Raw genomic sequence first — 25,997 nt, 5'->3', positions numbered from 1 at the left:
CTAGAGGGGCTAGGCGCTGGAGCTGGATGTCGTGCGCTTATTCACAGTTTAAGAATTTTATAATTTCCTGGTAAACGATAAAAAACAGAATGGAAAGATCCCATTCTGCTTAAACACCATTTTCTATGTATTTTCCTCGTTTACTGAGCTCCGTACATCTCTTCTAGCGGCTTCATAATAATTTTATTCAAATCTGTTATCACCATGCTTAAGCGCTGCTCGGCAGCCATAAGCTGAGAAATTTTTTCATGTTGTTGAACTAATTGAACAGATTTTTGTGCATGTTCGATTTCTTCTTGTGTAATTTCTTCTCCAGTCATTTGCTTTTGCTGAAGGTTTAATTGAATATCGCGGAAGTTATCAAACATTTTTCTCGATGATTCATCTGCATTTACTTCATCATAAAGACGTTTTAACTCTTTGAAATCGTTACTTTCACGTAATGCCTTCTCTAAATTGTATGCAACATCATATAAATTATCTGACATATGATGAGCCTCCTTTCTTGTCGCTTAGGAAATTATAAAATTCTTCAACTGTGGATAAGCGCTGCGACATCCAGCTCCGAAGCACAGGATGTGCAAGTGCAGTCAGTGCGACAGTACGTCGCGTTTTTGACTGCCAGCGCCTATCGCCTATCAAACTTCAGATCATCTCCCTACGATAAGTCAACATCGGTTCGCTTCGCTTACCGTGTTTCCTTTATCTCAGTCGATGCTCCTCCAGTTTGTACGGCGATGACCAAGGCGCTTGCGCTTTTGTTCTTTTAACTTATGCAGGCTCTATCTACACTATAACAAACTATTAGCAATATTGCATTTTATGCTTATAGGAACTCCATTCATACCAAAAATTTTTAAACGTTCAATTTATAGCAGTATCACGAAAATTGCTTGTAACCCGCCAATGATCCCGCCTAATAGCGCACCTAAATAGGTAATCATCTTAAATTCCCTTTTCGAAATCGATAAGATCATATCCTCAAGGCGCTCAACAGCAAATGTTTCTACTTGTTCCCGAACAACATCCTCTAATTTTAACTGTTTTAATATGCCCTCAAGATGTGAAACAAGATACCCTGTTGACAATTCTATAGCACGCGGGAGCCATTCAACAATAATGGTTTGCTCTCGTGGCTTTAAATAAGTAGAAATTGGCGTTGAAAATAAATCCTCTACTTTTAATTGTTCAACAGCCATATCAAGCAGATTGGATCCTTTTTCGATGATTCTCCACTTTTCGTCTGCTTCTTCAAGTGTCATCTTCTGAATGTTATTCCATTCACGACCAATTAATGTCGTGATCAAATTCGTTGTTTCTTGATTTTTTAAAAACTTAATAACTTCTGGCTGTACTTTATCAAGTAAGCTCTCATTTCCTAAAAACATCCCGATCATATTGCCCAGCATCCCTCTTGTTGAGAGAAAATCTTCGATCATTTCTCCGAGACGGTCCTTGCCTTCCTTGCTTTCAAAAAAGGAAATTCCTTTAGCAATAATGAATTGAGCTAGTTTTGGAATCGCAACATATACATCATCCTTCATTTTTTCCGGAATCATTTGCTCAAGTGTTTTGTTCCTGTTCCCTAAAATAGCATCATCAAATTTGCCTTGCAAAAACGTCTTTAATTTCCCTTTTACAAGCTCTGAAGGATTTTCGATCTTCCATGCAGCCATAATCTGTACAGCCGTTTTATCAGAATTCGTGACCTTTCTTACCTGTTCTTCAGCCCAGGCAAGAAGTTGTTCTTGAAATTGCGCCTGCAAAAACTTGCGCTTCAGCCCTTCTGCTGTTAATAAATGCTCCACAACCATTTTCCCCATTTGATTAGCAAGTTCCTCTCTTCTTTTTGGAATGAGGCCCGGGGTGAAAGGAACCCTTTTACCAAACAAGTATAGGGGCTTGTACGGACGAAATAGCATCTTAATGGCCAAATGGTTCGTTACACCGCCAATTGCGGCGCCAACTACTATCATCATTAATGTCGTCATTAAAATGTTCATAACCATCTACCTTCCAAAACTTCACCGATTTTGTATAGATATCATACGATGTTTTATAGAATAACTGCCTATGAACATTATAGTGCTTGTCCGTAAAGCGATCAAATGAGGGGTTTTATATGAAACACGAAATAATAGAAATGACACCTTTACAACATGCTCCCAGATCTACTTGGTGTGAAATGAGTGAAAAGCTTAGACAGAGATTACATCTTCCTAAAAATCTAACCTCCTTGAAAATTGGGTGTGGAATGCATACTGTCACCTGTACAATCGTATTTATTAAAGAGGATCACTTTGGATTATCTCTTAGTGAAGATGTGTTAAATAAGCTTTGCTTACCTATACATTCCCTATCACTTCAAGGAACACTAAAAAATAATCAGCAGCTCCAGCTTGGCCCTGTTATTGGTTTATTAACTGAAGTAAAAACGACCGAAGATGGTGTAAGATTTGGATCCATTCATGAATTTTGTAAGGAGCTTGCAGCATATTGTATGAACAAAGGGGTCTTTTTTTATATTTTTTCTTTAACGACATACAACAATCAACAAATTGAAGGATACTATCTACATGAATCGGAATGGAAAAAAAGCATTGTTCCCTATCCAAACGTCGTACACAATCGAATAAGTTCAAGAAAGCGGGAGCGCTCAAAAGAATTTTTACAGGTTATCTCTGATATCATTGAAAATAATGTTCCCTATTTTAATGAACGGTTTTTAAACAAATGGGAGGTTCATCAAATATTATCTGAATCTGAACATCTGAAGCCTTATTTACCGATGAGCCAATTATATGAGTCGAAATCTTCTTTAGAATATATGCTCACTGTTAATAAAGATATATTTATAAAACCGATAAATGGCAGCCAAGGGAGACGGATTTTTCGAGTCAAGGAAAAGGATGATCAAACCTATCTTCTAGACTTCACCACTTTTTCCGGTGAAATCAACACTGAATTTACTAACCTGCAAAAACTATATTCCGCTCTTTCTCCCCGTCTAAAAAAAGGACGCTTTTTGTTACAAGAAACAATCCAGCTTAATAAATACCAAAATCGTACACTTGATTTTCGTTTCCTTTGCCATAAAAAAGATTTTCATCAATGGAAGGTTACCTCAGCTGTTGCAAGAGTTTCAGAAGATAACCAGTTTGTAGCAAACCTGGCAAGAGGCGGACAGATTTATCCTATTAAATCCGTTTTAAGTGAGTTATATGGGAAAGACGAAAGCCGTCATCTTCGAAAAATGTTAGCTGAGCTTTCTCTTGAAATTGTAAACACTGTATCACTTCATGCCGGCGGAGAATTTGGCGAATTCGGCATTGACCTTGGGCTGGATCCAAAGGGACATCCGTGGATCATTGAGGTAAATACGAAGCCATCAAAATTAGAGAATGATCAAAAAAGCGAAAGAGTTAGACCTTCCGCACGTTCAATTATAAATTATTGCCTATTTCTTTCCCAACTTAACGGACAGTAAAATCCAAGATTCATAAAAGCTACTAAGTTCAGGAATAACTGCCTGTCATTCTAAGGAGAAGGACAGGATATCTAGTCAGACGAAAGCCATAGGGGGTAGAGGTTCAAGCGTGATAAGTCTCAGCACACCCATCAGTGGGATGAAGTACCTTCTCACTGATGGCAATTTTATGGACTAACTAGTACAGTGAATGGAGTGACCAGTTTGGAACAACTAACATTAGGTTTTTTAGCCATTAATAAAAATCATGAAAATTCATATGCTACTGAAATTGCAAAACGAAGTGAACCATATCAAATTCAATGTGTTCGATTTGAACCTACCTCCATCGACCCTTCCACCTTACTTATAGATGGAGAGAAATTTGATCATCATTCACAAAGCTGGATACAAGCAAAGTTCTCTATCCCAACGTTTATTTATGATCGCTGCTTTTTCAATCAGAAGCAAACTATTCAAAAGAGCAAACCGATAGTGGAATGGCTTAAAAAAAATCCGCAAACAACCTTTTTAGGGATAGGATTACCAGATAAGTGGAAGGTTTACAACTTGTTACAAAGCGACCCTATCATTAGCTGCTATCTTCCCAACACAGAGCTCGTGCAGGAGGCTGTTCAAATCATTCACCATTTAAAGTTACATTCTACTTGTCTCTTAAAGCCATTCACTGGTTCTCGAGGTGCCGGGATTGTCGCAGTCAAACAATTATCTGACTCTATTATGATTACCTACCATAAGGGCCGGGATAAAAAAACAAAACTGTTCGTTTCATTAAAGGAATTTTCAGACTGGTGTGAAAAGCTTATCCAGCAGCAAACTTACCTTCTCCAGCCACTTCTGCCACTTTTAGATAATCAAGGATATCCGTTTGATATACGACTATTCTTGCAAAAAAACCAGCATGGAAAATGGGCCCTTGTTGGCAAAGGGGTTCGTAAAGGATACTACGGCTCCTTTCTTTCAAATTTAAATAGCGGTGGTGAAGCAATCACCTATGAAGAATGGTCCTCCTCCCTGTCAAAAAAGCAAATTGTTTTATTAGAAGATGAGCTTCGCACGATCATCTCGAAATTACCGCCTTTGCTTGAAGAGAAATGCGACCGTTTATTTGAAATCGGGCTTGATATTGGCTATGCGAAGGATGGCTCAGTATGGATCTTAGATATGAATTCAAAGCCAGGCAGGAAAACAATGATAGCTACAAACCCCAAATCAATCGAAAAACTTTATCAAGCACCTCTAGCCTATTGCAGCTATTTGCGAAATCAAGCAGCCATAAAGGAGTCGAACTAAATGAGTACAACATATACCATCCAAATAACGAGCTCCAAAGATGATCGTATACACTTGCCATCAGCTACAATGAAATACGGTCACATCAATCAACTATCATTCGGATCCAGATCAGTTCCTTGTAAGGTTCTGTATAAGGAAGGTCTTGAGAATCAAATTGTATTACCAATAGAAACAGCAACAGATCTGATGCTGCCGGATAAAGGAAAAATCCATCTTTTTTTCAAAGATGGAAATTTGCACTTAGGGTCCTTAGTAGGGGTTTTCACAGCAGGCTTTACAAAATCCGCCCATCGTCCGCTGGGGGAACGCTCGTTGTTTTTCGCTAAATATTTATCCATGGACCAATCGGTTGGGGTCTTTTCCTTTGTTTTCGGGTCCAACCATATTAATTGGGAGGAAGGCACAATCAATGGATTTACTTACGATACTGATGGATGGAAGCAAGTACTCTTTCCGTTTCCAAACGCGGTTTATGACCGACTCCCAAATCGCCGTGTAGAAAATCATCAGGCATTTAAAATAGTAAAAAAGCGCTTCACAGAGGACTACTCGATTCCGTGGTATAATCCTGGTTTTTTTAATAAATGGACGATCCACAAACTCTTAATTCACGACACAGCAGCAGCTAAATATTTGCCGGCAACCTACCACCCTCCTACGATTAGCAGGATGGAAGAAATGCTTGCTTCTTATCAAAGCATTTATTTAAAGCCGGCAAATAGCAGCTTAGGGAATGGCGTCTATCAGCTTATGTATTCAAGAGAAGATAACCAATACTATTGTAGATATCGCGATGAAAAGCAAACGAATCGTTTAAGAAAATATCCTTCTATTGAACATTTCTTAAAGGTAACGTTTAAAGATGAGCTTTCTCATTATATTGCCCAACAGGGAATTAAGTTGCTGCGTATTGATGGAAAGCCTGTTGATTTTAGAGTCCACACAAATAAGGACGAAGAAGGTATTTGGAAGGTAACGGCAATCGCCGCAAAAATAGCAGGAAAAGGAAGTGTAACGACACATTTAAATAACGGCGGTGTTGTAAAAACCCTTGAAGAAATTTATAAGGATGAACAGGAACGGAAAATAGCTCTTCGGAACCTTACAGATGCCTCGATTATTTTAAGTAAAAGCATCGATGACAAAGTTCAAGGATTTGTTGGAGAAATTGGATTTGACTTAGGGATAGATCAAAACGGAAGTGTCTGGATGTTTGAAGCAAACTCGAAGCCGGGAAGATCGATCTTTTGTCATCCCGATCTCAAGGAAGCGGATATCCTTTCACGTAAAGCATCACTTGAATATGGATTATTTTTATCAAAGAAGGCAATATACAACCCTGAGGAATTGATGTATGAAGAACGCTAGCTATTTTCCGCTTGTTGGGATTCTTTCAAGTCCAGGCAAAACAGAAGACTCATTTCGCGGTAATCTGAAGGTTTTTAAAGCCATTCAAAAGGAACTAACAAAAATTGGCGGTCTGTCGTTTATTTTTACAACTAATGACTTCAACGAACACGATGTGAACGGGTATTTTTATTACGAGCATGCTGACAAATGGGGAAAACGTACTTTCCCCATACCCGACCTCATCTATAACAAGATTTCGTTTAGGAAAGAAGAGTCATCTGCCCTATTCCTTTCTCTAAAGCAAACCTTTGAAAATGATGGAAAATATTTCTTTAATCCGTGCTTTTTTGATAAATGGGAAGTCTATCTTGCCCTTGTTAAATCAACTACATTAAACGGTTACCTCCCAAAAACATGGATGTTTACGACGATAAATGATTTGCTCGAAAAATTGAATACGTACCACTCCCTTTATGTAAAACCTGTTAATGGTCATAAAGGGCAAGGAGTTTACAAGCTCTCTTATGATGGCACGAGCTATTACATTTACAAAAAAAATCAAACAATCAATTATGTACAGGCTGATTTTGTGCAAGACACTGAAAAACTATTAATGAAAAAGCCCTACCTCCTTCAAAAAGAAATTCAAACCGATACGATAGATGATTGCAAATATGATTTACGAATCCTCTGCCTGTATGAAAAAGGAGTTCACAAAATCATCGGAATTGGTGTTCGAAAAGCGGATGAAAACTCAATTATCACACATGTACCAAATGGCGGAGAAATCATTCCCTTCCAACAGGTCCAAGATCGGTGCTCTGAGGATAAATTAGATTGGCTGGCTGAAACAGTCGGTAGGCAGCTGATAGAGAGGTATGGCTTTGTCGGTGAATTCTCAATGGATGTGGGAATAACACCTCAAGGGGAGCCAATATTATTTGAGGTAAATTCAAAACCAATGATTTTTGATGAAGTCGATATTCAAACGAAACGAATTGAACGAACGGTTAAATTGTTTGCAGATTTAGCAAATAGTACCAGTCAAAACAAGAAGGAGTTTTAAGTTTTTTTGCCGTATTATTTACAAAGAAGGCAAGGAGACCGAACTGCACCATCTTTCGGTTTTCCTGTTAGTTTAGTTGAAGTCCCCGGACAACTAACCGCCTTAAACCGAGCTGTGAAAGGAGCAATAAGGTTTGATTACACATTTTCAATATAAACCATTGATAAAACAGGCAAGCTTACCTGGTTGGCGAATTTCCTTTTACTTTAGAGGGATTCATTACGATGGGATATATCATAAAAATGGAAAAATCGAATGGGCAGCAACGACGCCTCCAAAAGAGGAAGAAACGGAAATTCAATCACAGATTCATGAACTCATGCTTTTCCATGTGTACGAATAATGAATGATGAAACCGACTCATGCACAAGCTAACAGAGATGAGGAGGTTGTAAAATGAGAAAAAAGGTTGAAGGTGTCAAACAAGATTTGAACTATGAAGGAAAAGATGAAGTGTATTTAGATATTGACAGAATGATAAATGAAGGACTATCTGGCGGCTCGGTCCATCGAAAAGACGACGGTGCCAATATTGAAGAAGCACGGGACCTTGTAAAAGAGGAACCGCCATATTAAGAAAAGCGCAAGCGCCTTGATCAGCCTAGGGCAAATAAGACACTCATGAATAGAAGGCGTTCTTTGCCTTCAATTCATGAGTGGCTAGACCCTAGAGGGGCTAGGCGCTGGAGCTAGACATTAAAACTAAGTACAAAATTTATACTTTTCTTATCTCTTAAAAAAAACCGGGCAAAAACCACGCCCGGTTTTTCTTATGTCTAACTTTTACGCTTTTGCACTTATACTGTTACTTTCATGCTTTGTCAATCTTTTCTATAATAGAAGAAAGACCTATGCATTAAAGGAGCATATCGATGATAGAAAATTTATTGCGACATTATCAAGATGCAATGACAATGACCTATAATCCTAAAGACACCAATTATGAATGGTTCCAAACAGAGCATGGACAAACCTTTGGAATTGTTAAAGCGTCTTTATCAGATAAAGAGATAGAACTGCTAACTTCCTTGTTCCAGTCAGTAGAAACCGTCAATGAGGATCACTTTTCTCTCTCACAGCGCAGGTGGTTTGATTACCTTTTTTCAGAAAGGAAGATTAGTGAACCGCCTCTCCCAGCTGATCATGCAACAATACGGTTCTACTATTTCTATTTAAAACAACCTATCGATGAAAAACAAAATTTTGAAGAAGCTGTCCAAGGAATTATTGATTCAGATCTTATCATATGGTTGAGCCTTTCACATGGAATCATTATTGACGAAAAGCCGTCTATCACATTAGATGCTAAAATCTTAAAGGATTTAAGTGATACTCTTACAACCGATTTCTATGTTGAGCCCTATCTTTATATTGGCCAGCTTCAAAAAAATGATGCTGACCTAAGAGAAAAATTCATACTAGAGCAAAGCTGCTTTCAAGTCTTGCACCGTTCTGCCCATCGGGAAAAAGCCCTAACCTTTTATGATGCAATGCCGCTGTTAATTATGACATCGCCATCTGCCATAAAAAAGGACATTCTCTCTAACCAATTAATAGAAGCAATTGAGGATAAAGAACTCCATCATACGATTGAAGCCTTTTTACAGTCAAATTTAAATGCCTCCTCGACAGCTAAACGATTATTTATTCATCGAAACAGCCTGCAATATCGTTTAGAAAAACTGCTAGAAAAAACAGGTTTAGACATCCGGACGTTTTCTAATGCAACATTCATCTTTCTAGCAACGATTCTCGTTCGTCAAGAAAGTTAGAAAAGCGTTTACAAGTTGCACAAAAGAGCCTAGTATTTTTCGTGCAACTTGTACGTTTACTTTCTTTCCTGAAATCCCTTACAATAAAACCATGATAAAACGCTTTCAAAAATGGGGAGGAATTCAAAAATGGCAGAGTTAAGACTAGAGAATATTTACAAGATTTACGACAATAAAGTAACAGCAGTAGAAGATTTCAACCTTCATATTCAAGATAAAGAATTTATCGTATTCGTTGGTCCATCTGGTTGCGGTAAATCTACTACACTTCGTATGGTTGCAGGATTAGAAGAAATTTCAAAAGGAGATTTCTACATTGATGGAAAGCGTATGAACGATGTTGCTCCTAAAGATCGTGATATCGCGATGGTATTCCAAAACTACGCTCTTTATCCACATATGAACGTTTATGATAACATGGCATTCGGATTAAAGCTTCGTAAATTACCAAAAGACGAAATTGACCGTCGTGTTAATGATGCTGCTAGAATCCTTGGTCTTGAGCAATACTTACAACGTAAACCAAAAGCATTATCAGGTGGTCAACGTCAGCGTGTTGCATTAGGCCGTGCGATCGTTCGTGATGCAAAGGTATTCTTAATGGATGAGCCTTTATCTAACCTTGATGCTAAGCTTCGTGTACAAATGCGTGCGGAAATCACAAAATTACACCAACGCTTACAAACAACAACAATTTACGTAACACATGACCAAACTGAAGCGATGACAATGGCAACACGTCTTGTTGTACTTAAAGATGGTATCATCCAGCAAGTTGGATCTCCTAAAGAAGTGTATGACAAGCCAGAAAATGCATTTGTTGGCGGATTTATCGGATCTCCGGCAATGAACTTCTTTAAAGGAAAACTGACAGATGGCAAGTTCTCATTCGGTACAACAACTGTTGCTGTACCAGAAGGTAAAATGAAATATCTTCGTGAGCAAGGCTATGTAAACAAAGAAGTCTTAATGGGTGTTCGTCCTGAAGAAATTCATGATGAGCCAGTATTTATTGAATCCTCTCAAGGTTCAAAAATCTTAGCTAAAATTGAAGTTGCTGAGTTAATGGGTGCTGAAACAATGCTTTATTCTGAAATTGACGGTCAATCATTCGTAGCACGTGTTGATTCTCGTACAGATGTTAAGCCTGGTCAAACACTTGAATTAGCATTAGACATGAACAAAGCTCACTTCTTCGATATTGATTCAGAACAAAGAATTCGCCCAGCTGGTGAAAAATAATAAGAACGAAACACTGAGGGTCAGGCCTTACCAAACACTTATATAGAACGTTAAACAAGGTTCTATATAGTGTGTTTAAAGGGTCTGACCCTTTTATTATCTCATTCCTTGATGGCATTTGTTTCTTCATGCTGACAAGTTGGGCAATAAAAATAATGAATGCACTGATGATTCACCAACGAGTTCACATCCCCATCAAAAAGCTTCATCATATCGATATCCATATACGCACTGTAATCATCCAAATAATCTGTAATCTTCCCTCTGTCTTCCATAATTGTATGGCAATTCGGGCATTGAATGATTCGAGCTTCTAACCCATTACATAAAGGACACAAATCCATTTCTTCATCCCCTTAAAAAACATGCATACTTTTAGAATCTCAAAACCATCATAATTTATGTACCATAAATGCTTTTCCACATTACAAAGATTTATATTTGCAAGGACAATTAATTGAAAAAAATTACCAATAAATCACTGCATATAAACAAAAAAATCAACCATAATACTTAGTAACAACGGTGCAACAACGCATCAACCCATACAAATCAATGGGTTAAGCCGAGTTAGGCAATGAAATCTAAATTGGTTTCATATGTTGGTGCAAATCCAACTAACCCAGCCAAAATAATCTAAATGAGGAGATGAATTAACATGGCTCAAAACAATTCAAACTCTAATCAACTTGTTGTACCAGGTGCAGCTCAAGCAATCGATCAAATGAAGTATGAAATTGCTTCTGAATTTGGCGTAAACCTTGGTGCTGAAACAACTTCTCGCGCTAACGGTTCTGTTGGTGGAGAAATCACTAAACGTTTAGTATCAATGGCTCAACAATCTATGAGCGGTTTTTCACAACAATAATAATTAAATAAATTGGCTAAAAGAGGCTGGCACTTTGTGTCAGCCTTTTCATTTCTAATGTATCAAACAAGGTTCTCCCACCATATATTATAGGAAAACGTTCATGTGTTTTTCCCCTGCACTATCACCCGTTTCGATCCCCAAATGAAGGACATACATTCGTTAACATCATGTTCGTTTCAAACCATAAAGGAGCGGATAGCTATATTTGATGCGATTGATTGGAAGCTCATTGGTTTTGTCGGTTATACTTTATTCCACGAATATGTTGTTCATATACGTTTTCCACAAATACAATATTGGGGGCAAACAAAGAAAAAAGGATAATCGTGCCGGTACAAAGTAAAAAGAGAAAGGCTAAACAGAACACACCAAGTCTTTCTCTTACCATTAATTCATTAGATTCTTATTCCTCTATTAAGATGGCTGTTCCGTAAGCAATAATCTCAGAAGCATTTTGCATAATAGCTGAAGATTCTAATCTCATACAAACAATGGCATTAGCACCCTTAGCCTTTGCATCTTCCACCATTCTCCCTATCGCCTTTTGCCTGGCTTCTTCCATCATTTCCGTATATTCTTTGAGTTCACCGCCAACGATTGTCTTCAATCCAGCCATAATATCTTTTCCGATATGCTTCGATTGAACCGTACTTCCCCTTACAAACCCTTTATATTCCTTCGTTACTTTACCTGGTACTGATTCAGTAGTCACGATAATCATGCTCATCATCCTCCTTTTTTTCATCTAATCTTGTTTTAACAAACACAGCAAGCAATACGAGTAAAGAGAAGAAATAACCAATGAATAGTCCTATAGCAATTTTTATGTTAAAAAATAAAAAAATAATACCTGTCAACTGAGTGCAAATTGCCGTCAACATACTCACATACTTTACTTTTTCCATCTCCGACTTCCTTTCCCATTCCCTTTTTTTACTATAGCTCTTTTTTGGAAAAAAATGAATATTTATTATCCAGGAACTTACACCTGCCAACCTAGAGATAAAGGACTATCTTACTATTTTCCATTTAATGAGTTTTCAGATTAACTATTTGAGGTATGTAATGATTAACGATTACTTCTCGGAGGTTATATATGGATAAATTAATGACAATAAACTTATTTATAAAGAAGCAATTACGGATTGATCAGCTGTTGAGGGTGAATCAGCTGGCAAAAGCTTATGACGGAAAAATTTATATTTTGCTGCGAAATAAATCGATCATTGATGCGGCTAAGCTCCCATCCTTAGTTACCTGCTTTTTAACCGTTAAAGATGGACAAGCATTGAAAATCTTAATCGATGGTCCCACACCGCAACAAATCATAAATGATTTAAAAGAAATTTGTTCTAAAACGATTACCTTACAACAAAAGCATCTCTTACAGCCTGCAATGAAAGTAAAACTTTAATTACATTTTACAGTTTTACATTTGCCAGGAGGTGGTATATATGTTAAGAACAATCTTTTTAGTTGTCGGAGCAATCGTTGTTATAGGATTTTTACTTAATTTACTTTTTTAATAAACCACCATCATCCAGAAATCTCCACAAATTATAAAATTTTGAAAGGATGATTAAAATGAAAGCATTTGAACGCATAGTTGTAGCTTTTAATAGTTCGGAGGATGGTAAAGAGGCTCTTGAGTTAGGAATTCAGCTTAGCAAGCAGCTGGATGCAGATCTATCCGTAGTTCACATCCAAAAGAAAGCGCTTTTAGACGATAACAATAATTTTGGTACCATGATTCCAACTAGCAGTTATGAAGGAGAAAACACGAGACATTTTCCAGTAATTCCTGATCCTGTTGAACATACCGGAGCAGAGGAATATGACAAAGAAACAATGGCTATACAAAGTGAAGCAAGAAGAATGTTGGATCACCATCAGGCAAGTGGAGAGGTGACAATCCTAGATGGAGACCCGTCCGATGTCATTGTTTCATTCGCAAGGGAAAACAACGCAGACCTGATTGTGGTCGGAAGCCGGGATCACAGCGGCTTAAAACGCTTGTTATTCGGAAGTGTTAGTGAAAAAGTTTCCCAGCAATCTAGTATCCCAGTATTAATCGCAAAATAATTCTATTTGTCTCAAAAGGTCAAGATCTCCCAAACACCAGTTGTGCTTGGAGGTCTTGACCTTTGTGTTTATGAGGCTTTTATTTTTGCATCAACTTTCCTTTTCTTACTATTTTTTTGATTACCTATTAATAGTTGGATAAGTCAGTCGATATACCTAGTAGAACGATTATTCGAAAATACCAAAGGAGATTATTTTTATGGGTTTTCTGTCATTTATAAAAGATAAAAAATCAGCATCTAATGAAGCAGCTATTGAAAAAGATCAAGAACTTATCCAGCAAATTGCTTTAACTGTTGATGAGCCCTCGCTGCAAAAGCAGATTAAAATGGTCGGTTTAACAAAAAATGATCTGCTCCTTTCCTCGAAGCTTAAGCCTTATATTGAAGATAACATTCAAAACATCGTGAATGCCTTTTATTCTTCCTTTGATTTTGAGCAAGCGCTAAACGATATCATTGAAGCATATAGCTCTGTTGAACGATTAAAAACAACGCTAAAGAAGCATATAATCATGATGTTTGATGGTCGTTTCACAAACGATGATGTGAACAGAATTAGAAGAATTGCCTATATACATGTAAAAATTGGCCTTGAGGCCAAATGGTATATAGCAGCCTTTCAACAGCTTTTTTCTTCTGTGATTCAAACAGTTGAACAACATCTTACAACAAAGCAAGACATGGTGGATGCTGTCTTAAGCTTATCCAAATTATTTAATCTGGAACAGCAAATTGTCTTAGAGGCATATGACAATGAGTATGCAGCAGTACGAGCTGAAATTGAGCGTGAAAAAGAACAAATTCGTGCAGACGTTAACGAGCTGGCGATACAATTAGCTGAAGCAAGCGAAGAAACAAATGCATTTGTTCAGGAAATTGTTTCCCAATCAAAGGAAATCGCCTCCTACTCCATTGATCGATCAGAGGTAGCTGCTACAGCAGAGAAACAAGCACATAATGGCAAAAAGGATTTAGATGAACAAAATCAATTAATGTCGTTTATTGAAACAAATACAATCGATATTTTACAACAAATGAAAGTACTGGAGCAAACCTCCGAAAAGATTAATCATGTTGTCTCCATTGTGACTTCTATAGCTGAACAAACAAATTTACTTGCGCTGAATGCTGCTATCGAATCAGCACGTGCCGGCGAATATGGCAAAGGATTTGCTGTGGTTGCAAGTGAAGTTCGCAAGCTAGCCGAAGAGACAAAAAATTCGGTTCAAGGTGTTTCAAGTTTAATTACCAATATTCATTCACAAATCGATAGTATGTCTACCTCTATTAATAAAGTGGCTGAGCTTACAAAAAAGGGCACAACGCAAATGAATGATATGAACTTAATCTTTGATACGATTTTATACATGCTGAATGACAACAAACAACAAAGCGAACAAGCCAAAATGGATTTGTTAAACTTCACCAATGTCATTAATGATGTCTCAAAATCAATTGCGCAAATTGCCGAAACATCTGACAGCTTAAAAGAGATGGCAAAATCCATATAATTAAATCCAACAAAGGGTCAGTCCCACTAACAAGCACCTATTTTACGATCTTTAAAATATGTGTTTGTAGGGTCTGGCTCTTTTGTTTTGAGACAGCTTTTTCGGGCTGTAATCACTATACCAATAAAATCTATAGCTTTATTTACCAACTATAAGAAAAGCTATTTATTAAGACTAATATACTGAGTTTTCCATATTGCAGATTGACAAAGAATATTAGATTGATATAATATTCTTTGTTGTGCTTTTATGCAAAAAAGCATCAAAGCGTTTAAGTTGTAAAGGAGCAAGTATATGATAAAAAGTACAGCATCGTTTCATTTTAAAGAAGCGGTTTTCATTTTATTCCTTATATTAGCGATTATTTTTACTAGTTTATTTGTATGGAAAACAGAGCCGCATCTAGCTTTATTAAATTGTTTGATACTCGTTTCATTTCTTGGCTTGATGAAACGATATACATGGAAAGACTTAGAATCAGGAATCATCAAGGGAATCCAAAGGGGCATACAGCCAATTATCATCCTTGCCTTAATCGGAATCCTAATTGGTGCTTGGATGTCCAGCGGTACGATACCAACTGTTATGGTGTATGCTCTAACCATAATCCGTCCTGATTATTTACTGATTACTTCTTTATTTTCTTGTATGGTGATCTCAAGTCTTGTCGGAAGCTCCTTTACCACTGTTAGCACCGTTGGAGTAGCTCTTATGGGTGCTGGAATGGTAATTGGCCTCCCTGCCCCTTGGGTCGCTGGAGCCATCATTTGTGGTGCATGCTTTGGCGATAAAATGTCACCAATGTCTGATACAACGAATTTTGCCTCAGGGGTCGCTTCTGTTGAGATTTTCACGCATATTAAACATATGACCAAAACAACGATTCCTAGCATCGTTATCACAACGGCTCTTTTTTATTTTCTTGGCACAATTGCACCTATCCATACTGTATCACTTACGGAAATGACAAACATGGTTACGATCATAAAAGACTCCGTTCAAATTAGCAGTCTTACGTTACTTTCACCACTGTTGGTTATCCTTTTAGCGTTTCGGCAGTTCCCTGTTATTCCTGCATTAATCGTTGGAATCATTACGGCAGGAATCACTTCTATCTGGTTGCAGGATGTAACAATTGGCGAGTTTCTTCATGTCTTACAAAACGGGACTACGTTCACAATCGAAAATGAACAGGTCGCTAATATGCTAAATCGCGGCGGCTTACAATCAATGATGTGGTCCATTTCACTCATCATGATTGCCTTTGCTTTTGGCGGTTTGTTAGAGGCATTAAATATTATCCCTGCTTTAATGAACGGATTGATTGAACGTGTTCAGGCAAAGGGTCAGCTTATTCTTTCAACAGCTGCTTCCTCCATTGGGGTGAACCTTTTAACAGGTGAGCAATACTTATCGATTCTAATTCCTGGACAATCCTTTAAAGGCTTGTATGATAAAATGAAAATTGAACGCAAATATATGTCACGGACATTAGAGGATGGAGGTACACTGGTGAATCCGCTGGTTCCTTGGGGGGTAAGCGGCGCCTTTTTTGCACAAACACTTGGTGTTCCTGTTATCGACTATTTGCCTTTTGTATTTTTCTTATATTTATCACCTTTCTTTTCAATTCTTTTTGGATTTATCAGGAATAGGAAAACTGCCTTCTAAATTTTTTAGTAAGTGGATCTGGCGCGAAGTCAGATCCCTTTTTCGTTTTTTTTTTGCAAAATTCTTTGAATCTAGATAAATTTCGACAATTAGTAAGAATTGGTTGATTAATTTACATCTGTACTTTATTATTGATATAGAAACAACACATCTATATATTGATGTGCGTCTAAACAACAAAAACTATATATTGTATCTTTGCGAGTGAAGGCGCCGTTTAGGCTGAAAAGGGAATCTGGTGAAAATCCAGAACTGTCCCCGCAACTGTAAGTGTGACGAACTGAGATTGCCACTGTACACATGATGTATGGGAAGGCCTCAAAGTAGGACGAGCACAAGTCAGGAGACCTACCTATTACTTGCAAAAGTTTCAATTTCTTCGGGGGCTGAGAAGATGAAACGATAGTAAGGATTAATGGGCTTTTTCTCTAATACTGCCCTGCTCTTCTTATCTGTCGTTTTTCCCCACCCCCTTAGTAAAACGAACAGATGGAGGAATTATTATGAATACGACAACAACCCCTGTTATTATTTGCGGGAATCATCAAGAAGCATTTGACCTGAATAAACTTACATCATTTATTAAAAACATACATCAGCATTTCCCTTCACTGGAAATAGACGATTTTCTTACTAGAATCGAAAACACCATTCTCCAAAGAGATTCATATACATCTGAACAACTCACAAATTTGCTCATTTTAGAAGGATTATCAAATATCAATGAACAAGAGCCTGATTGGACCTATTTTTGCGCACAAATCTATTTAACTAAGCTTTACAAGGAAGCTGCTGCAAATAGAGGGTATGATAAATCGCAAAAATACGGAAGCTTCTATCAATTGATTGAGACCTTAGTAACGAAGGGACTTTATCACAGCAAGCTCCTCGATCAATACACAAAAGAAGAGATTGAAGAAATTGGTTCTTATATCAATCCTGAAAACGACAGGTTATTTACATACATTGGTTTAAGAACATTAGCAGACCGCTACTTAACACGTGACTACTCAAAGCAAACCTATGAGCTTCCCCAGGAACGATTCTTAATCATTGCCATGACTTTAATGGCTAATGAAAACAAGGAGCATCGCCTTGAGCTTATAAAACAAGCGTATTGGGCAATGAGTAATCTTTATATGACAGTGGCAACTCCAACCTTATCAAATGCTGGTAAACCTGTCGGACAGTTATCCAGTTGCTTTATTGATACGGTTGACGATAGCCTGCAAGGAATTTTTGACAGCAATACTGACATTGCCAATCTATCAAAATCAGGCGGCGGAATCGGCGCTTATTTAGGAAAAATCCGCAGCCGCGGCAGTGATATAAAAGGCTTTAAAGGTGTTTCATCAGGGGTTAATGATAGCCCTCTTGTAGCGTAAGTTACGAGTAATAAAGGTGGTCAATTGCGGGAAACTCCGAGTATCTCAAGGTAGGATACCATGCAGCAATGACATGGCGAACCCTAAAAAACCGAGAGTGCGGATAATCTGCAGCCGAGCTTCCTAGTTTACTAGGTTGAAGGTTCAACGACTAAGTAGTTATAAAAGAGATTTTATAACTCGAACCACCTATCCACTTTTCGAAGTGGATAAAGATATAGTCTGTTCTGTACAGCGATGTACAGAGGTAGGCAGAGATGACCTATCCCTCTAAATTTTTTTAGAGAGTAACAATTTAAGAATTCCATGGATGAAACAGCTTAACAATACAGCCGTCAGCGTAGACCAGCTAGGACAGCGCAAAGGTGCAATTGCCGTTTATTTAGATGTTTGGCATAAAGATATTTTCTCTTTTCTCGATGCTAAGCTGAATAATGGTGACGAACGCATGCGTACCCATGACTTATTTACAGGCGTTTGCATTCCTGATGTTTTTATGGAACAGGTGGAAGCACGCGGTGATTGGTACTTATTTGATCCTCACGAGGTTCGCAAAGTAATGGGCTACAGCATTGAAGATTTTTATGATGAGGAAAAAGGCAATGGCAGCTTCCGTCAAAAATACTGGGAGTGTGTCAGCAATGATCTGCTAACGAAAGAAAAGGTCCCAGCGATTGAAATCATGAAGCGCATCATGATCAGCCAGTTAGAAGCAGGTACGCCATATATGTTCTATCGCGATGAAGTAAACAGACAAAATGCGAACGCACATCAAGGAATGATCTACTGCAGCAATCTTTGCACAGAAATCACGCAAAATCAAAGCGCAACGACAGTCGAAGAGCAGTATACAGAGGATGGAAAAATCATTACCGTTAAAACGCCGGGTGATTTTGTTGTATGTAACCTCTCCTCTATTAATCTAGCAAAAGCTGTCACAGAAGATGTGTTAGAAAAACTGATCCCAATTCAAGTAAGAATGTTGGACAATGTGATTGATTTAAACACAATTCCTGTGCTTCAAGCAAAAATCACCAACCAGAAGTACCGCTCCATAGGTGTAGGTACGTTCGGATGGCATCACCTGCTGGCACTAAAACAATTAAGATGGGAGCACGAAGAAGCCGTTCAATATGCTGACGAGCTTTATGAAAAGATCTCCTATCTAACAATTCGTGCAAGTATGGAGCTTGCAAAAGAAAAAGGCTCCTATTCCGTATTTGAAGGGTCTGATTGGCAAACTGGCGCTTATTTTGAAAAGCGAGGCTATCTGTCAAAAGAAAGCACTCTTGACTGGGAGCAATTGAAGGAAGAAATAAAAACAAATGGAATTCGGAATGCATACTTAATGGCCGTTGCACCAAACGCATCGACATCCATTATTGCCGGAAGCACAGCAAGCATTGATCCGATTTTCCAAAAGGTTTACTCAGAAGAAAAGAAAGATTATAAAATTCCTGTTACCGTTCCTGATTTAAATTCTACGACAACATGGTATTACAAATCGGCTTATTTTATTGATCAGCGCTGGAGCATCAAGCAAAATGCGGCTAGACAACGCCATATCGACCAGTCGATCTCTTTTAACTTATATGTACAAAACACAATCAAAGCAAAAGACTTATTAGACCTGCATTTAACAGCATGGAAAGAAGGGCTTAAAACAACCTATTACCTCCGCTCAACATCAAGCGAAATCGAAGAATGCGAATCCTGCGCGAGTTAACCGAAAAGCGGAAGCGCCTTGCTCAGCCCCGACAAGCATAAGACGATTTAGAATAGAAGGCGTTCTTTGCCTTCAATTCTAAATTGGCTTATGACTCGAGGGGCTAGGCGCTGCAGCTAGACACCGACACTAATTTATAGAAGGTTATAGTTATTTTTCAAACACCTGAAACGGCTGACACAGCCCCAGGCAAATAAGACGCTTAAAGAAAGATGTATCTTACCATCATTCTTAATCGTCTAATCTTCATTGTTAAATAACGAGAGATAAATAATAAAGGAGCTCACTAAAATGGAAAACACTACACTTATGAAACGGAAAATCATGGATGCTGCTGCTCCGAATCGTTCAACTGCGATCATCAACGGAGAAAGCTCCAATGTGTTAAACTGGGATGATGTTGCCTACCCTTGGGCATTTCCACGTTATAAAAAAATGCTTGCCAATTTCTGGACGCCTTTTGAAATCAATATGGCACAGGATATTAAGCAATATCCTCATTTAACAGACGATGAAAAGGACGCTTTTTTAAAAATCATTGGTCTTCTCGCCCTTCTTGACAGCATTCAAACTGATTATGCTGGAAAAGTCGCTGATTATATAACAGATTCAAGCATTAATGCATTAATGATCATCCTTGCCCAGCAAGAGGTCATTCACAACCATTCCTACTCATATGTCCTTTCAAGCCTTGTTCCGAAACAAACACAGGATGAGGTTTTTGAATATTGGAGAAACGAGCCTATCTTAAGGAAACGAAATGAATTCGTAACCAATGGCTATCAATCCTTTGCTGAGCAGCCAACAATTGAACACCTGTTAAAATCGATTGTGTACGATGTGATCCTAGAAGGACTCTTCTTTTATTCCGGGTTTGCTTTCTTTTACAATTTGGCGCGAAATCAAAAGATGGTTGCAACAAGCACGATGATTAACTATATAAACCGTGATGAACAAATACATGTCGACTTGTTCGTTCAAATCTATAAAGAGGTTTTAAAACAATATCCAGAATATGATACCGAAGAGCTTGCGGATTTTGTAAAAAGCACATTCATGAAAGCTGCCGAGCTCGAAATCGAATGGGGACGTTTTATTATCGGCAATAAAATTGATGGGATCAATATGAAGGATGTTGAGGATTACATTAAATTTTATGCAAATGTCCGATGCAATCAACTAGGCTATGAACGTCCTTTTGAAGGATATCGTACAAACCCTTTAAAATGGATAAAAGCTTATGAGGAAGTTGATTTAGGGAAGTCAGATTTCTTCGAACAAAAATCACGTCAATATACAAAGGTTAATCATGTCGATAATGGATTTGACGATCTATAAGAAACGCGCAAGCGCCTTGATCAACATTTCGCAAAACAAAAGGGAGCGACCTATGATCGCTCCCTTTCCCTTTTTCTACTTGTCTGTATCTCTATCTCTAACCTTTTCTTCTAAAAGCTTAGCTTCAAAAATTTCTTCGTCTGTTTCTTCTTTAATACGTTCTTCCACTCGGATTCTACCTTTTCCCATAAGATATCCCTCCTAAGAAAGCTTATATCCATTATGAAAAAGACTAAACAAAAAGTAAACATAACAAAAGTACTAAAAATCTCAGAATTTTTACAATAAATATCAAAAAATGATTTTTTTCATCAGGAACCTGATACAAATTTCAACATTTTTTGAATTTCGTTTGAAATCATTATTTTTGTGGTAAGTACCATTTAAACGAATTCAATTGATAAATTATGTGATAAAAGAATGATAAAAGTGAGGTAAATATGTAAAGCAATTAAAGAGATTGGATTAACACTTTGCTTAGCTGGCAAAAAAAGTCATTTGATGGTCAGCCTTTTCAAACAAATTCCAGGACATGATTATTTAACAATCATAACCGGGCACTCTACACGTTTCGCAACCTTATGACTCACACTGCCTAAAACCATTTCCTGCAATTTATTTAAACCTCGGCTGCCAATTACGACTATATCAAAATGTTGCTTATTGGCATACCTCACTATTTCTGGACCTGGCTCGCCCTTAAGGATTTCAACAGTATAGTTTATCTGCTTCTGCTTTAAAATTTCTTCAGTAGGTCTAATCTTCCGTAACCGCCTTTCATATACTGCCTCCTTGCTTCCATCTGATAATACATCAGATTTTGAGGTTGAACCATCTACAACATAGATAATCGTAATATTGGCATCATCACTTAATTTTGCCACTTCAGCGGCCTTTATTGCAGCTCGAAAAGCATGCTCTGATCCATCAGTTGCCAACAAAATGTTTTTAAACATCCATTCTCCCCCATTTTGCTTTACTACTATTTTACAGCATCACTTACCTCTTTAATATAAATTTAATTCTACAAATTTCTGCTTAAACTGGAGAGAATTTGAGTTAATCAAAGAAATCTATACAAGTATACGCTTACATATAAATACATATTTTCAATGAATGATGCTATAATATTCCCCGTTAACAACGGCCCCGACTTTCATGAGAGTTGAAAGTCACCTAAAAATTTAATAAGAAAAAGAGGTGCTGTATTGAATACACAAACATTAAAACAACAGTGGTTTGGAAATATCCGTGGGGATATCCTTTCAGGCATCGTTGTTGCCTTAGCACTTATTCCTGAAGCGATTGCGTTTTCGATTATCGCAGGTGTTGACCCGATGGTTGGGTTATATGCCTCATTTTGTATCGCAGTCGTCATTGCCTTCGTAGGAGGAAGACCGGCAATGATTTCTGCAGCCACAGGTGCAATGGCGTTAGTCATGGTTACGTTAGTAGCTGAACACGGGCTCCAATATCTCCTTGCCGCAACGATTTTAACTGGAATAATTCAAATCGTTCTCGGCATTCTTAAAATAGGCAGATTGATGAAGTTTATTCCACGTTCTGTTATGGTTGGCTTTGTTAACTCCTTAGCCATCTTAATTTTCATGGCACAACTTCCCCACTTTGTTGGTGAATCATGGGTTATGTACGCAATGGTTGCAGGTTCATTAGCCATTATATACATTTTGCCTAGGTTTACAAAAGTTGTTCCCTCACCACTTGTAGCGATTATCGTGATGACGATTTTTGCTATTATGTCTGGGGTTTCGGTTCGTACTGTCGGAGATATGGGAGAATTAACACAGGCTTTACCAATGTTCTTAATTCCGCAAATCCCGATTAATTTTGAGACGTTGCAAATTATCCTTCCTTATTCTATCGCATTAGCGCTTGTCGGCCTATTGGAATCACTTTTAACGGCCCAAATTGTTGATGATCTGACAGATACGGAAAGCGATAAAAACAAAGAAGCAAAAGGACAAGGAATCGCCAATATTGTCGCGGGATTTTTTGGTGGAATGGCAGGCTGCGCGATGATCGGCCAATCTGGTATTAACGTTAAATCTGGCGGGCGCGGCCGTTTATCTACACTGGTTGCCGGTGTTTTCCTTATGATCTTAATCCTTTTGTTAAACGATATTCTTGTGCAAATACCAATGGCCGCTTTAGTCGGCGTTATGATCATGGTATCAGTCGGAACATTTGATTGGTCTTCACTGAGAAAGCTGCACGTTATGCCAATTACGGACTCAACTGTGATGATCGTAACAGTTGTCACTGTCGTCTATACACATGATTTATCTAAGGGAGTCATTGCAGGTGTCATCCTTAGTGCGGTTTTCTTTGCCGCTAAAATTTCAAAGGTCCATGTGGACACAAAACGTGATGAAAGCAATCAAAAAACCTATATTGTAAAAGGGCAATTATTTTTTGCTTCTGTTTCAGATTTGGTTACAAGCTTTGACTTTAAAGAAGATATTCAGCATGTGGTTATTGATTTTAGCCAAGCACATTTATGGGATGATTCAGCCGTTGGAGCAATCGATAAAATTGTTTTCAAATTCAAACAAAATGGTACTGATGTGAGGATTGTTGGATTAAATAAAGACAGTTCTACCCTCGTCAAAAAACTCGCTGTTTATGACAAAGCAAATGCTAAAATAGCGAATCATTAATAAGAAAAGCGCAAGCGCCTTGATCAGCCTAAGGCAAATAAGACGCTCATGAATAGAAGGGTTCTTTGCCTTCTATTCATAAGTGGCTAGACCCTAGAGGCAGTCAAAAACGCGACGTCCTGTCGCACTGACTGCACTTGCACGTCCTGTGCTTCGGGGCTAGGCGCTGGAGCTAGACACTAAAACTAAGTACAAAATTTTATAAACTTTAACAAGAGAAGAGAGCCTGATCGAAATGATCAGGCTCTTAATATTAAAAGGCGTTCACCCTAAAAATCTTATCTTATTGTTCAACATCTCTTGAAGTCTCATTTGCTGGTACATCTTCATCTGACAAAAGATGGAAGGATTGCATTAAGATTAATGCCGAGCGGTTTTGATCCTTTGGGTGCGGAACAACTTCAGCCTGGGCAAAAACTTCATTGTTATAGAAGTCTTCTTCTTTTTGATCCATTTTTCTCAATCCTTTCTATTTGCGGTTGTTTACATTTTTACCTTAGAATAGAAATTTATGAGGAAATGCTTTAATCTATAAATAAAATCCTCTACAAAAAGAACCTTCTAAAGTAGTAGAAGGTTCTTTGAACTTTTATGTCATTCAGTTGTTCGAGGTGTTTTAAACCTCTTCACTAAATAATAAACAACGCCCATGAGCACAGCAAAGCTCATGATCGGAATCAGGTATGGACGGGCAGCTTCTTTTATATACATCCAGTTTGAGCCTAACTCGATCCCTAAATATAAAAAGAAAATCGTCCAAGGAATCATTGCAGCAACAGTGTAAACGGTAAATTTCCATAATGGCATTTTGGCAATTCCAGCCGGTATACTTATTGCATGTCTAACAACTGGAATAAATCTGGCCCCGAAGATAACCCCAGAACCATATTTCTCAAACCATGATTCAGCAACATCCAAATGATGCTTATTTATAAACAGGAATTTTCCGTATTTCTCAAGAAATGGTCTTCCTCCATAACTGCCTAGCCAATATAAAAAAAGCTGAGCAATTGTTCCGCCAATCACACCTGCTGCAAATGCGCCTAAAAAGCCGACTCTTCCCATGACAATTAAGTACCCGCCATATCCAAGAACGATTTCACTCGGTATGACCTCAAGCATTAATCCAATGGCTATGCCCAAATATCCTAGGCTTGTCAGCCATTCTAATAGATCGAGAATCGCTTCCTCCATTCGTTCACACCCTTACCCTAATAGTCCAAGCATCTCTTGTCCCTATATACGTATGAAGGAATGGAAGAAAATAACCCTTTTCGCCAAAACTTTATGGGTAAATTTAAGGACCAATTAGTGAATATCCTTTTTCTTGAATCTTCCGCCGCGAACCTCTGCGATATTGGCCACGGCTAAAAAGGCGGATGGATCATGGTCTTCCACGATCGATTTTAATTTTGCTTCCTCTAAACGGGTAATGATACAGAAAATAACCTTCTTATCATCTCCTGTGTAAGCTCCCTCGCCATTAAGGTATGTAACACCGCGTCCCAGCCGGGCTAAAATGGCATCTCCGATTTCCCGGTATTGGTCACTTATAATCCATGCAGACTTTGATTCGTCAAGTCCTTCAAGAACAACATCTATTGTCTTAAATGCTACGAAATAAGCAATCAGTGAATACATGGCCCTGTTCCAGCCAAAGACAAAACCCGCGCTTCCTAGAATAAAAATATTAAAAAACATGATAATTTCGCCAACAGAAAAAGGAAGCTTCTTATTAGCAAGAATCGCTAAAATTTCAGTACCGTCTAATGATCCGCCATATCGGATCACAATCCCAACACCAACACCTAAAATAATTCCGCCAAATACGGTGGCCAAAAGCAAATCCTCAGTAAAAGCGGGTACAGGATGCAGCAAAGAAGTAGCAATGGATAAAACGATAATACCGAACAAGGTTGATAGCGCAAATGTTTTTCCTATTTGTTTATAGCCAATAAAGAAAAAAGGAATGTTTAACAAGAAAATAAATAATCCTAGCTTCCATCCTAATAAATGAGAGAGAATAATCGAGATTCCGACAATTCCCCCATCAATTACCTTGTTGGGAACTAAAAAAATTTCTAAACCGACTGCCATTAACACAGCACCGATAAAAATAAACAAAATTCTTTTCAATAATTTAGTTTTCGTTAAGCCTTGATGTTGTTTAATTTCTCTTTGTAATTCAGCTGGAATTTCTGTCATAAAAGACCCCCTAATCTCTTTACCGTATATTATGATTGTCTTTTCATTATAACGTACAATCATAAATTAGTGGATTTTTACGCTTTTTATGTGAAATTGTATAATAATTTATATTTTTAAACAAAAAAGCTTGAATTCGTTCCAATATGTCGAAAACGAACTCAAGCTATATAGTGTTTATTTACGAGATTTTTTCTCGTTATGCTTTGTTTCGGCTAAATCATTGCCAAAGTCTTTATCAGTATTGATGGCATCACTTGCTTTTTTCATTTTCTTTTGTTGATTTTTGTGACTATCTCTTTCGGCCATTATCTG

26 protein-coding genes, 2 pseudogenes and 1 riboswitch are annotated in these 25,997 nt (G+C 37.8%); of the genes and pseudogenes, 17 read left to right on the top strand and 11 right to left on the bottom strand.

Going from position 1 to position 25,997, the window contains the following annotated elements:
- Window positions 1–140: 140 nt before the first annotated feature.
- Together ACSVDH_RS04510 and ACSVDH_RS04505 are read right to left on the bottom strand one after the other, a co-directional pair.
- Complete coding sequence (locus ACSVDH_RS04510) at window positions 141–488, bottom strand: YlbF/YmcA family competence regulator (protein ID WP_299093331.1); 348 nt, start codon at window positions 486–488, stop codon at window positions 141–143.
- A 381-nt stretch (window positions 489–869) separates the two neighbouring features.
- The gene (locus ACSVDH_RS04505; protein WP_439248600.1) at window positions 870–2,003 is read right to left on the bottom strand and encodes a DUF445 domain-containing protein; all 1,134 of its coding nucleotides are present in this window, start codon (window positions 2,001–2,003) and stop codon (window positions 870–872) included.
- A gap of 119 nt (window positions 2,004–2,122) precedes the next feature.
- Here ACSVDH_RS04505 and ACSVDH_RS04500 point away from each other — a divergent pair, with 119 nt between their 5' ends.
- The 8 genes from ACSVDH_RS04500 to msmX all read left to right on the top strand — a co-directional run bounded on the left by ACSVDH_RS04500 (window position 2,123) and on the right by msmX (window position 10,213).
- A complete protein-coding gene (locus ACSVDH_RS04500; RefSeq protein ID WP_439248599.1) occupies window positions 2,123–3,487 on the top strand; it encodes a YheC/YheD family endospore coat-associated protein in 1,365 nt (454 codons plus the stop codon).
- A 204-nt stretch (window positions 3,488–3,691) separates the two neighbouring features.
- Window positions 3,692–4,780 carry a YheC/YheD family endospore coat-associated protein gene (locus ACSVDH_RS04495; protein ID WP_439248598.1) on the top strand — a complete coding sequence of 363 codons (1,089 nt, stop codon included), beginning with the start codon at window positions 3,692–3,694 and terminating at the stop codon, window positions 4,778–4,780.
- Window positions 4,781–6,151, top strand: coding sequence for a spore coat-associated protein YheD (yheD, locus tag ACSVDH_RS04490; protein WP_439248597.1), 1,371 nt, complete (start codon window positions 4,781–4,783; stop codon window positions 6,149–6,151).
- Window positions 6,138–7,199: a YheC/YheD family endospore coat-associated protein gene (locus ACSVDH_RS04485; RefSeq protein WP_439248596.1), complete on the top strand. Its 1,062-nt coding sequence runs from the start codon at window positions 6,138–6,140 to the stop codon at window positions 7,197–7,199. The genes yheD and ACSVDH_RS04485 overlap by 14 nt, the downstream gene beginning before the upstream one ends.
- 133 nt (window positions 7,200–7,332) lie before the next feature.
- The gene (locus ACSVDH_RS04480; RefSeq protein WP_299093322.1) at window positions 7,333–7,542 is read left to right on the top strand and encodes a YheE family protein; all 210 of its coding nucleotides are present in this window, start codon (window positions 7,333–7,335) and stop codon (window positions 7,540–7,542) included.
- Window positions 7,543–7,595: 53 nt separating this feature from the next.
- Complete coding sequence (locus ACSVDH_RS04475; protein WP_299093320.1) at window positions 7,596–7,775, top strand: hypothetical protein; 180 nt, start codon at window positions 7,596–7,598, stop codon at window positions 7,773–7,775.
- 296 nt (window positions 7,776–8,071) lie between these two features.
- On the top strand, window positions 8,072–8,971 hold the full coding sequence (locus ACSVDH_RS04470; protein ID WP_439248595.1) for a PucR family transcriptional regulator: 900 nt from the start codon (window positions 8,072–8,074) through the stop codon (window positions 8,969–8,971).
- A gap of 129 nt (window positions 8,972–9,100) precedes the next feature.
- Window positions 9,101–10,213: an oligosaccharide ABC transporter ATP-binding protein MsmX gene (msmX, locus tag ACSVDH_RS04465; RefSeq protein WP_299094992.1), complete on the top strand. Its 1,113-nt coding sequence runs from the start codon at window positions 9,101–9,103 to the stop codon at window positions 10,211–10,213.
- A 101-nt stretch (window positions 10,214–10,314) separates the two neighbouring features.
- Here msmX and ACSVDH_RS04460 read toward each other — a convergent pair whose 3' ends face one another.
- Window positions 10,315–10,557 carry a hypothetical protein gene (locus ACSVDH_RS04460; protein WP_439248594.1) on the bottom strand — a complete coding sequence of 81 codons (243 nt, stop codon included), beginning with the start codon at window positions 10,555–10,557 and terminating at the stop codon, window positions 10,315–10,317.
- 314 nt (window positions 10,558–10,871) lie between these two features.
- On the opposite strand from ACSVDH_RS04460, the gene ACSVDH_RS04455 reads away from it, so the two are divergent.
- Window positions 10,872–11,081, top strand: a complete 210-nt coding sequence (locus ACSVDH_RS04455; protein ID WP_299094987.1) for an alpha/beta-type small acid-soluble spore protein — start codon at window positions 10,872–10,874, stop codon at window positions 11,079–11,081.
- Between the two features lie 406 nt (window positions 11,082–11,487).
- On the opposite strand, the gene ACSVDH_RS04450 is transcribed toward ACSVDH_RS04455, so the two are convergent.
- Window positions 11,488–11,805 (bottom strand): YbjQ family protein, encoded by a 318-nt coding sequence (locus ACSVDH_RS04450; protein ID WP_439248593.1) that lies wholly within the window; start codon window positions 11,803–11,805, stop codon window positions 11,488–11,490.
- Entirely contained in the window at window positions 11,786–11,989 is a 204-nt protein-coding gene (locus ACSVDH_RS04445; RefSeq protein ID WP_439248592.1) for a hypothetical protein, read from the bottom strand. Before ACSVDH_RS04445 ends, ACSVDH_RS04450 begins: the two co-directional genes overlap by 20 nt.
- Window positions 11,990–12,180: 191 nt before the next feature.
- Between ACSVDH_RS04445 and ACSVDH_RS04440 the strand changes: the two genes are divergently transcribed.
- The 7 genes and pseudogenes from ACSVDH_RS04440 (at window position 12,181) to ACSVDH_RS04410 (ending at window position 20,799) form a co-directional block, all read left to right on the top strand.
- A complete protein-coding gene (locus ACSVDH_RS04440; protein WP_439248591.1) occupies window positions 12,181–12,498 on the top strand; it encodes a hypothetical protein in 318 nt (105 codons plus the stop codon).
- A 170-nt stretch (window positions 12,499–12,668) separates the two neighbouring features.
- Entirely contained in the window at window positions 12,669–13,166 is a 498-nt protein-coding gene (locus tag ACSVDH_RS04435; protein ID WP_439248590.1) for a universal stress protein, read from the top strand.
- Window positions 13,167–13,365: 199 nt separating this feature from the next.
- Window positions 13,366–14,679 carry a protoglobin domain-containing protein gene (locus ACSVDH_RS04430; protein ID WP_439248589.1) on the top strand — a complete coding sequence of 438 codons (1,314 nt, stop codon included), beginning with the start codon at window positions 13,366–13,368 and terminating at the stop codon, window positions 14,677–14,679.
- Between the two features lie 297 nt (window positions 14,680–14,976).
- The gene (nhaC, locus tag ACSVDH_RS04425) at window positions 14,977–16,350 is read left to right on the top strand and encodes a Na+/H+ antiporter NhaC (RefSeq protein WP_439249133.1); all 1,374 of its coding nucleotides are present in this window, start codon (window positions 14,977–14,979) and stop codon (window positions 16,348–16,350) included.
- Window positions 16,351–16,541: 191 nt separating this feature from the next.
- A riboswitch (cobalamin riboswitch) is annotated at window positions 16,542–16,721 on the top strand.
- 132 nt (window positions 16,722–16,853) lie between these two features.
- Window positions 16,854–17,711, top strand: a pseudogene (locus tag ACSVDH_RS04420) (ribonucleotide reductase N-terminal alpha domain-containing protein); the annotation flags it as partial.
- 325 nt (window positions 17,712–18,036) lie between these two features.
- Window positions 18,037–19,461: pseudogene (locus ACSVDH_RS04415) on the top strand (ribonucleoside-diphosphate reductase subunit alpha); the annotation flags it as partial.
- 291 nt (window positions 19,462–19,752) lie between these two features.
- Window positions 19,753–20,799, top strand: a complete 1,047-nt coding sequence (locus ACSVDH_RS04410) for a ribonucleotide-diphosphate reductase subunit beta (protein ID WP_299094957.1) — start codon at window positions 19,753–19,755, stop codon at window positions 20,797–20,799.
- Window positions 20,800–20,874: 75 nt separating this feature from the next.
- Here the strand turns inward: ACSVDH_RS04410 and ACSVDH_RS04405 are convergent, their stop codons facing one another.
- Window positions 20,875–20,988 carry a YhdX family protein gene (locus ACSVDH_RS04405; protein WP_299095455.1) on the bottom strand — a complete coding sequence of 38 codons (114 nt, stop codon included), beginning with the start codon at window positions 20,986–20,988 and terminating at the stop codon, window positions 20,875–20,877.
- Window positions 20,989–21,335: 347 nt separating this feature from the next.
- Window positions 21,336–21,755 (bottom strand): universal stress protein, encoded by a 420-nt coding sequence (locus ACSVDH_RS04400; RefSeq protein WP_439248588.1) that lies wholly within the window; start codon window positions 21,753–21,755, stop codon window positions 21,336–21,338.
- 252 nt (window positions 21,756–22,007) lie between these two features.
- Between ACSVDH_RS04400 and ACSVDH_RS04395 the strand changes: the two genes are divergently transcribed.
- Complete coding sequence (locus ACSVDH_RS04395; RefSeq protein ID WP_439248587.1) at window positions 22,008–23,477, top strand: SulP family inorganic anion transporter; 1,470 nt, start codon at window positions 22,008–22,010, stop codon at window positions 23,475–23,477.
- 283 nt (window positions 23,478–23,760) lie between these two features.
- Here ACSVDH_RS04395 and ACSVDH_RS04390 read toward each other — a convergent pair whose 3' ends face one another.
- The 4 genes from ACSVDH_RS04390 to ACSVDH_RS04375 form a co-directional block, all read right to left on the bottom strand.
- Window positions 23,761–23,931, bottom strand: a complete 171-nt coding sequence (locus ACSVDH_RS04390; protein WP_439248586.1) for a transcriptional regulator SplA domain-containing protein — start codon at window positions 23,929–23,931, stop codon at window positions 23,761–23,763.
- 140 nt (window positions 23,932–24,071) lie between these two features.
- Window positions 24,072–24,671 (bottom strand): undecaprenyl phosphate transporter UptA, encoded by a 600-nt coding sequence (uptA, locus tag ACSVDH_RS04385; RefSeq protein ID WP_439248585.1) that lies wholly within the window; start codon window positions 24,669–24,671, stop codon window positions 24,072–24,074.
- Between the two features lie 114 nt (window positions 24,672–24,785).
- Window positions 24,786–25,682, bottom strand: a complete 897-nt coding sequence (locus ACSVDH_RS04380) for a YitT family protein (protein ID WP_439248584.1) — start codon at window positions 25,680–25,682, stop codon at window positions 24,786–24,788.
- Between the two features lie 177 nt (window positions 25,683–25,859).
- The gene (locus ACSVDH_RS04375) at window positions 25,860–25,991 is read right to left on the bottom strand and encodes a hypothetical protein (protein WP_269431578.1); all 132 of its coding nucleotides are present in this window, start codon (window positions 25,989–25,991) and stop codon (window positions 25,860–25,862) included.
- Window positions 25,992–25,997: the final 6 nt, after the last annotated feature.

Source organism: Metabacillus sp. Hm71, assembly GCF_051842955.2.
In the GTDB taxonomy this organism is placed as follows: Bacteria; Bacillota; Bacilli; order Bacillales; family Bacillaceae; genus Metabacillus.
Note: the sequence above shows the minus strand (reverse complement) of the source record. Positions and strands in the feature narration are given on the sequence as shown.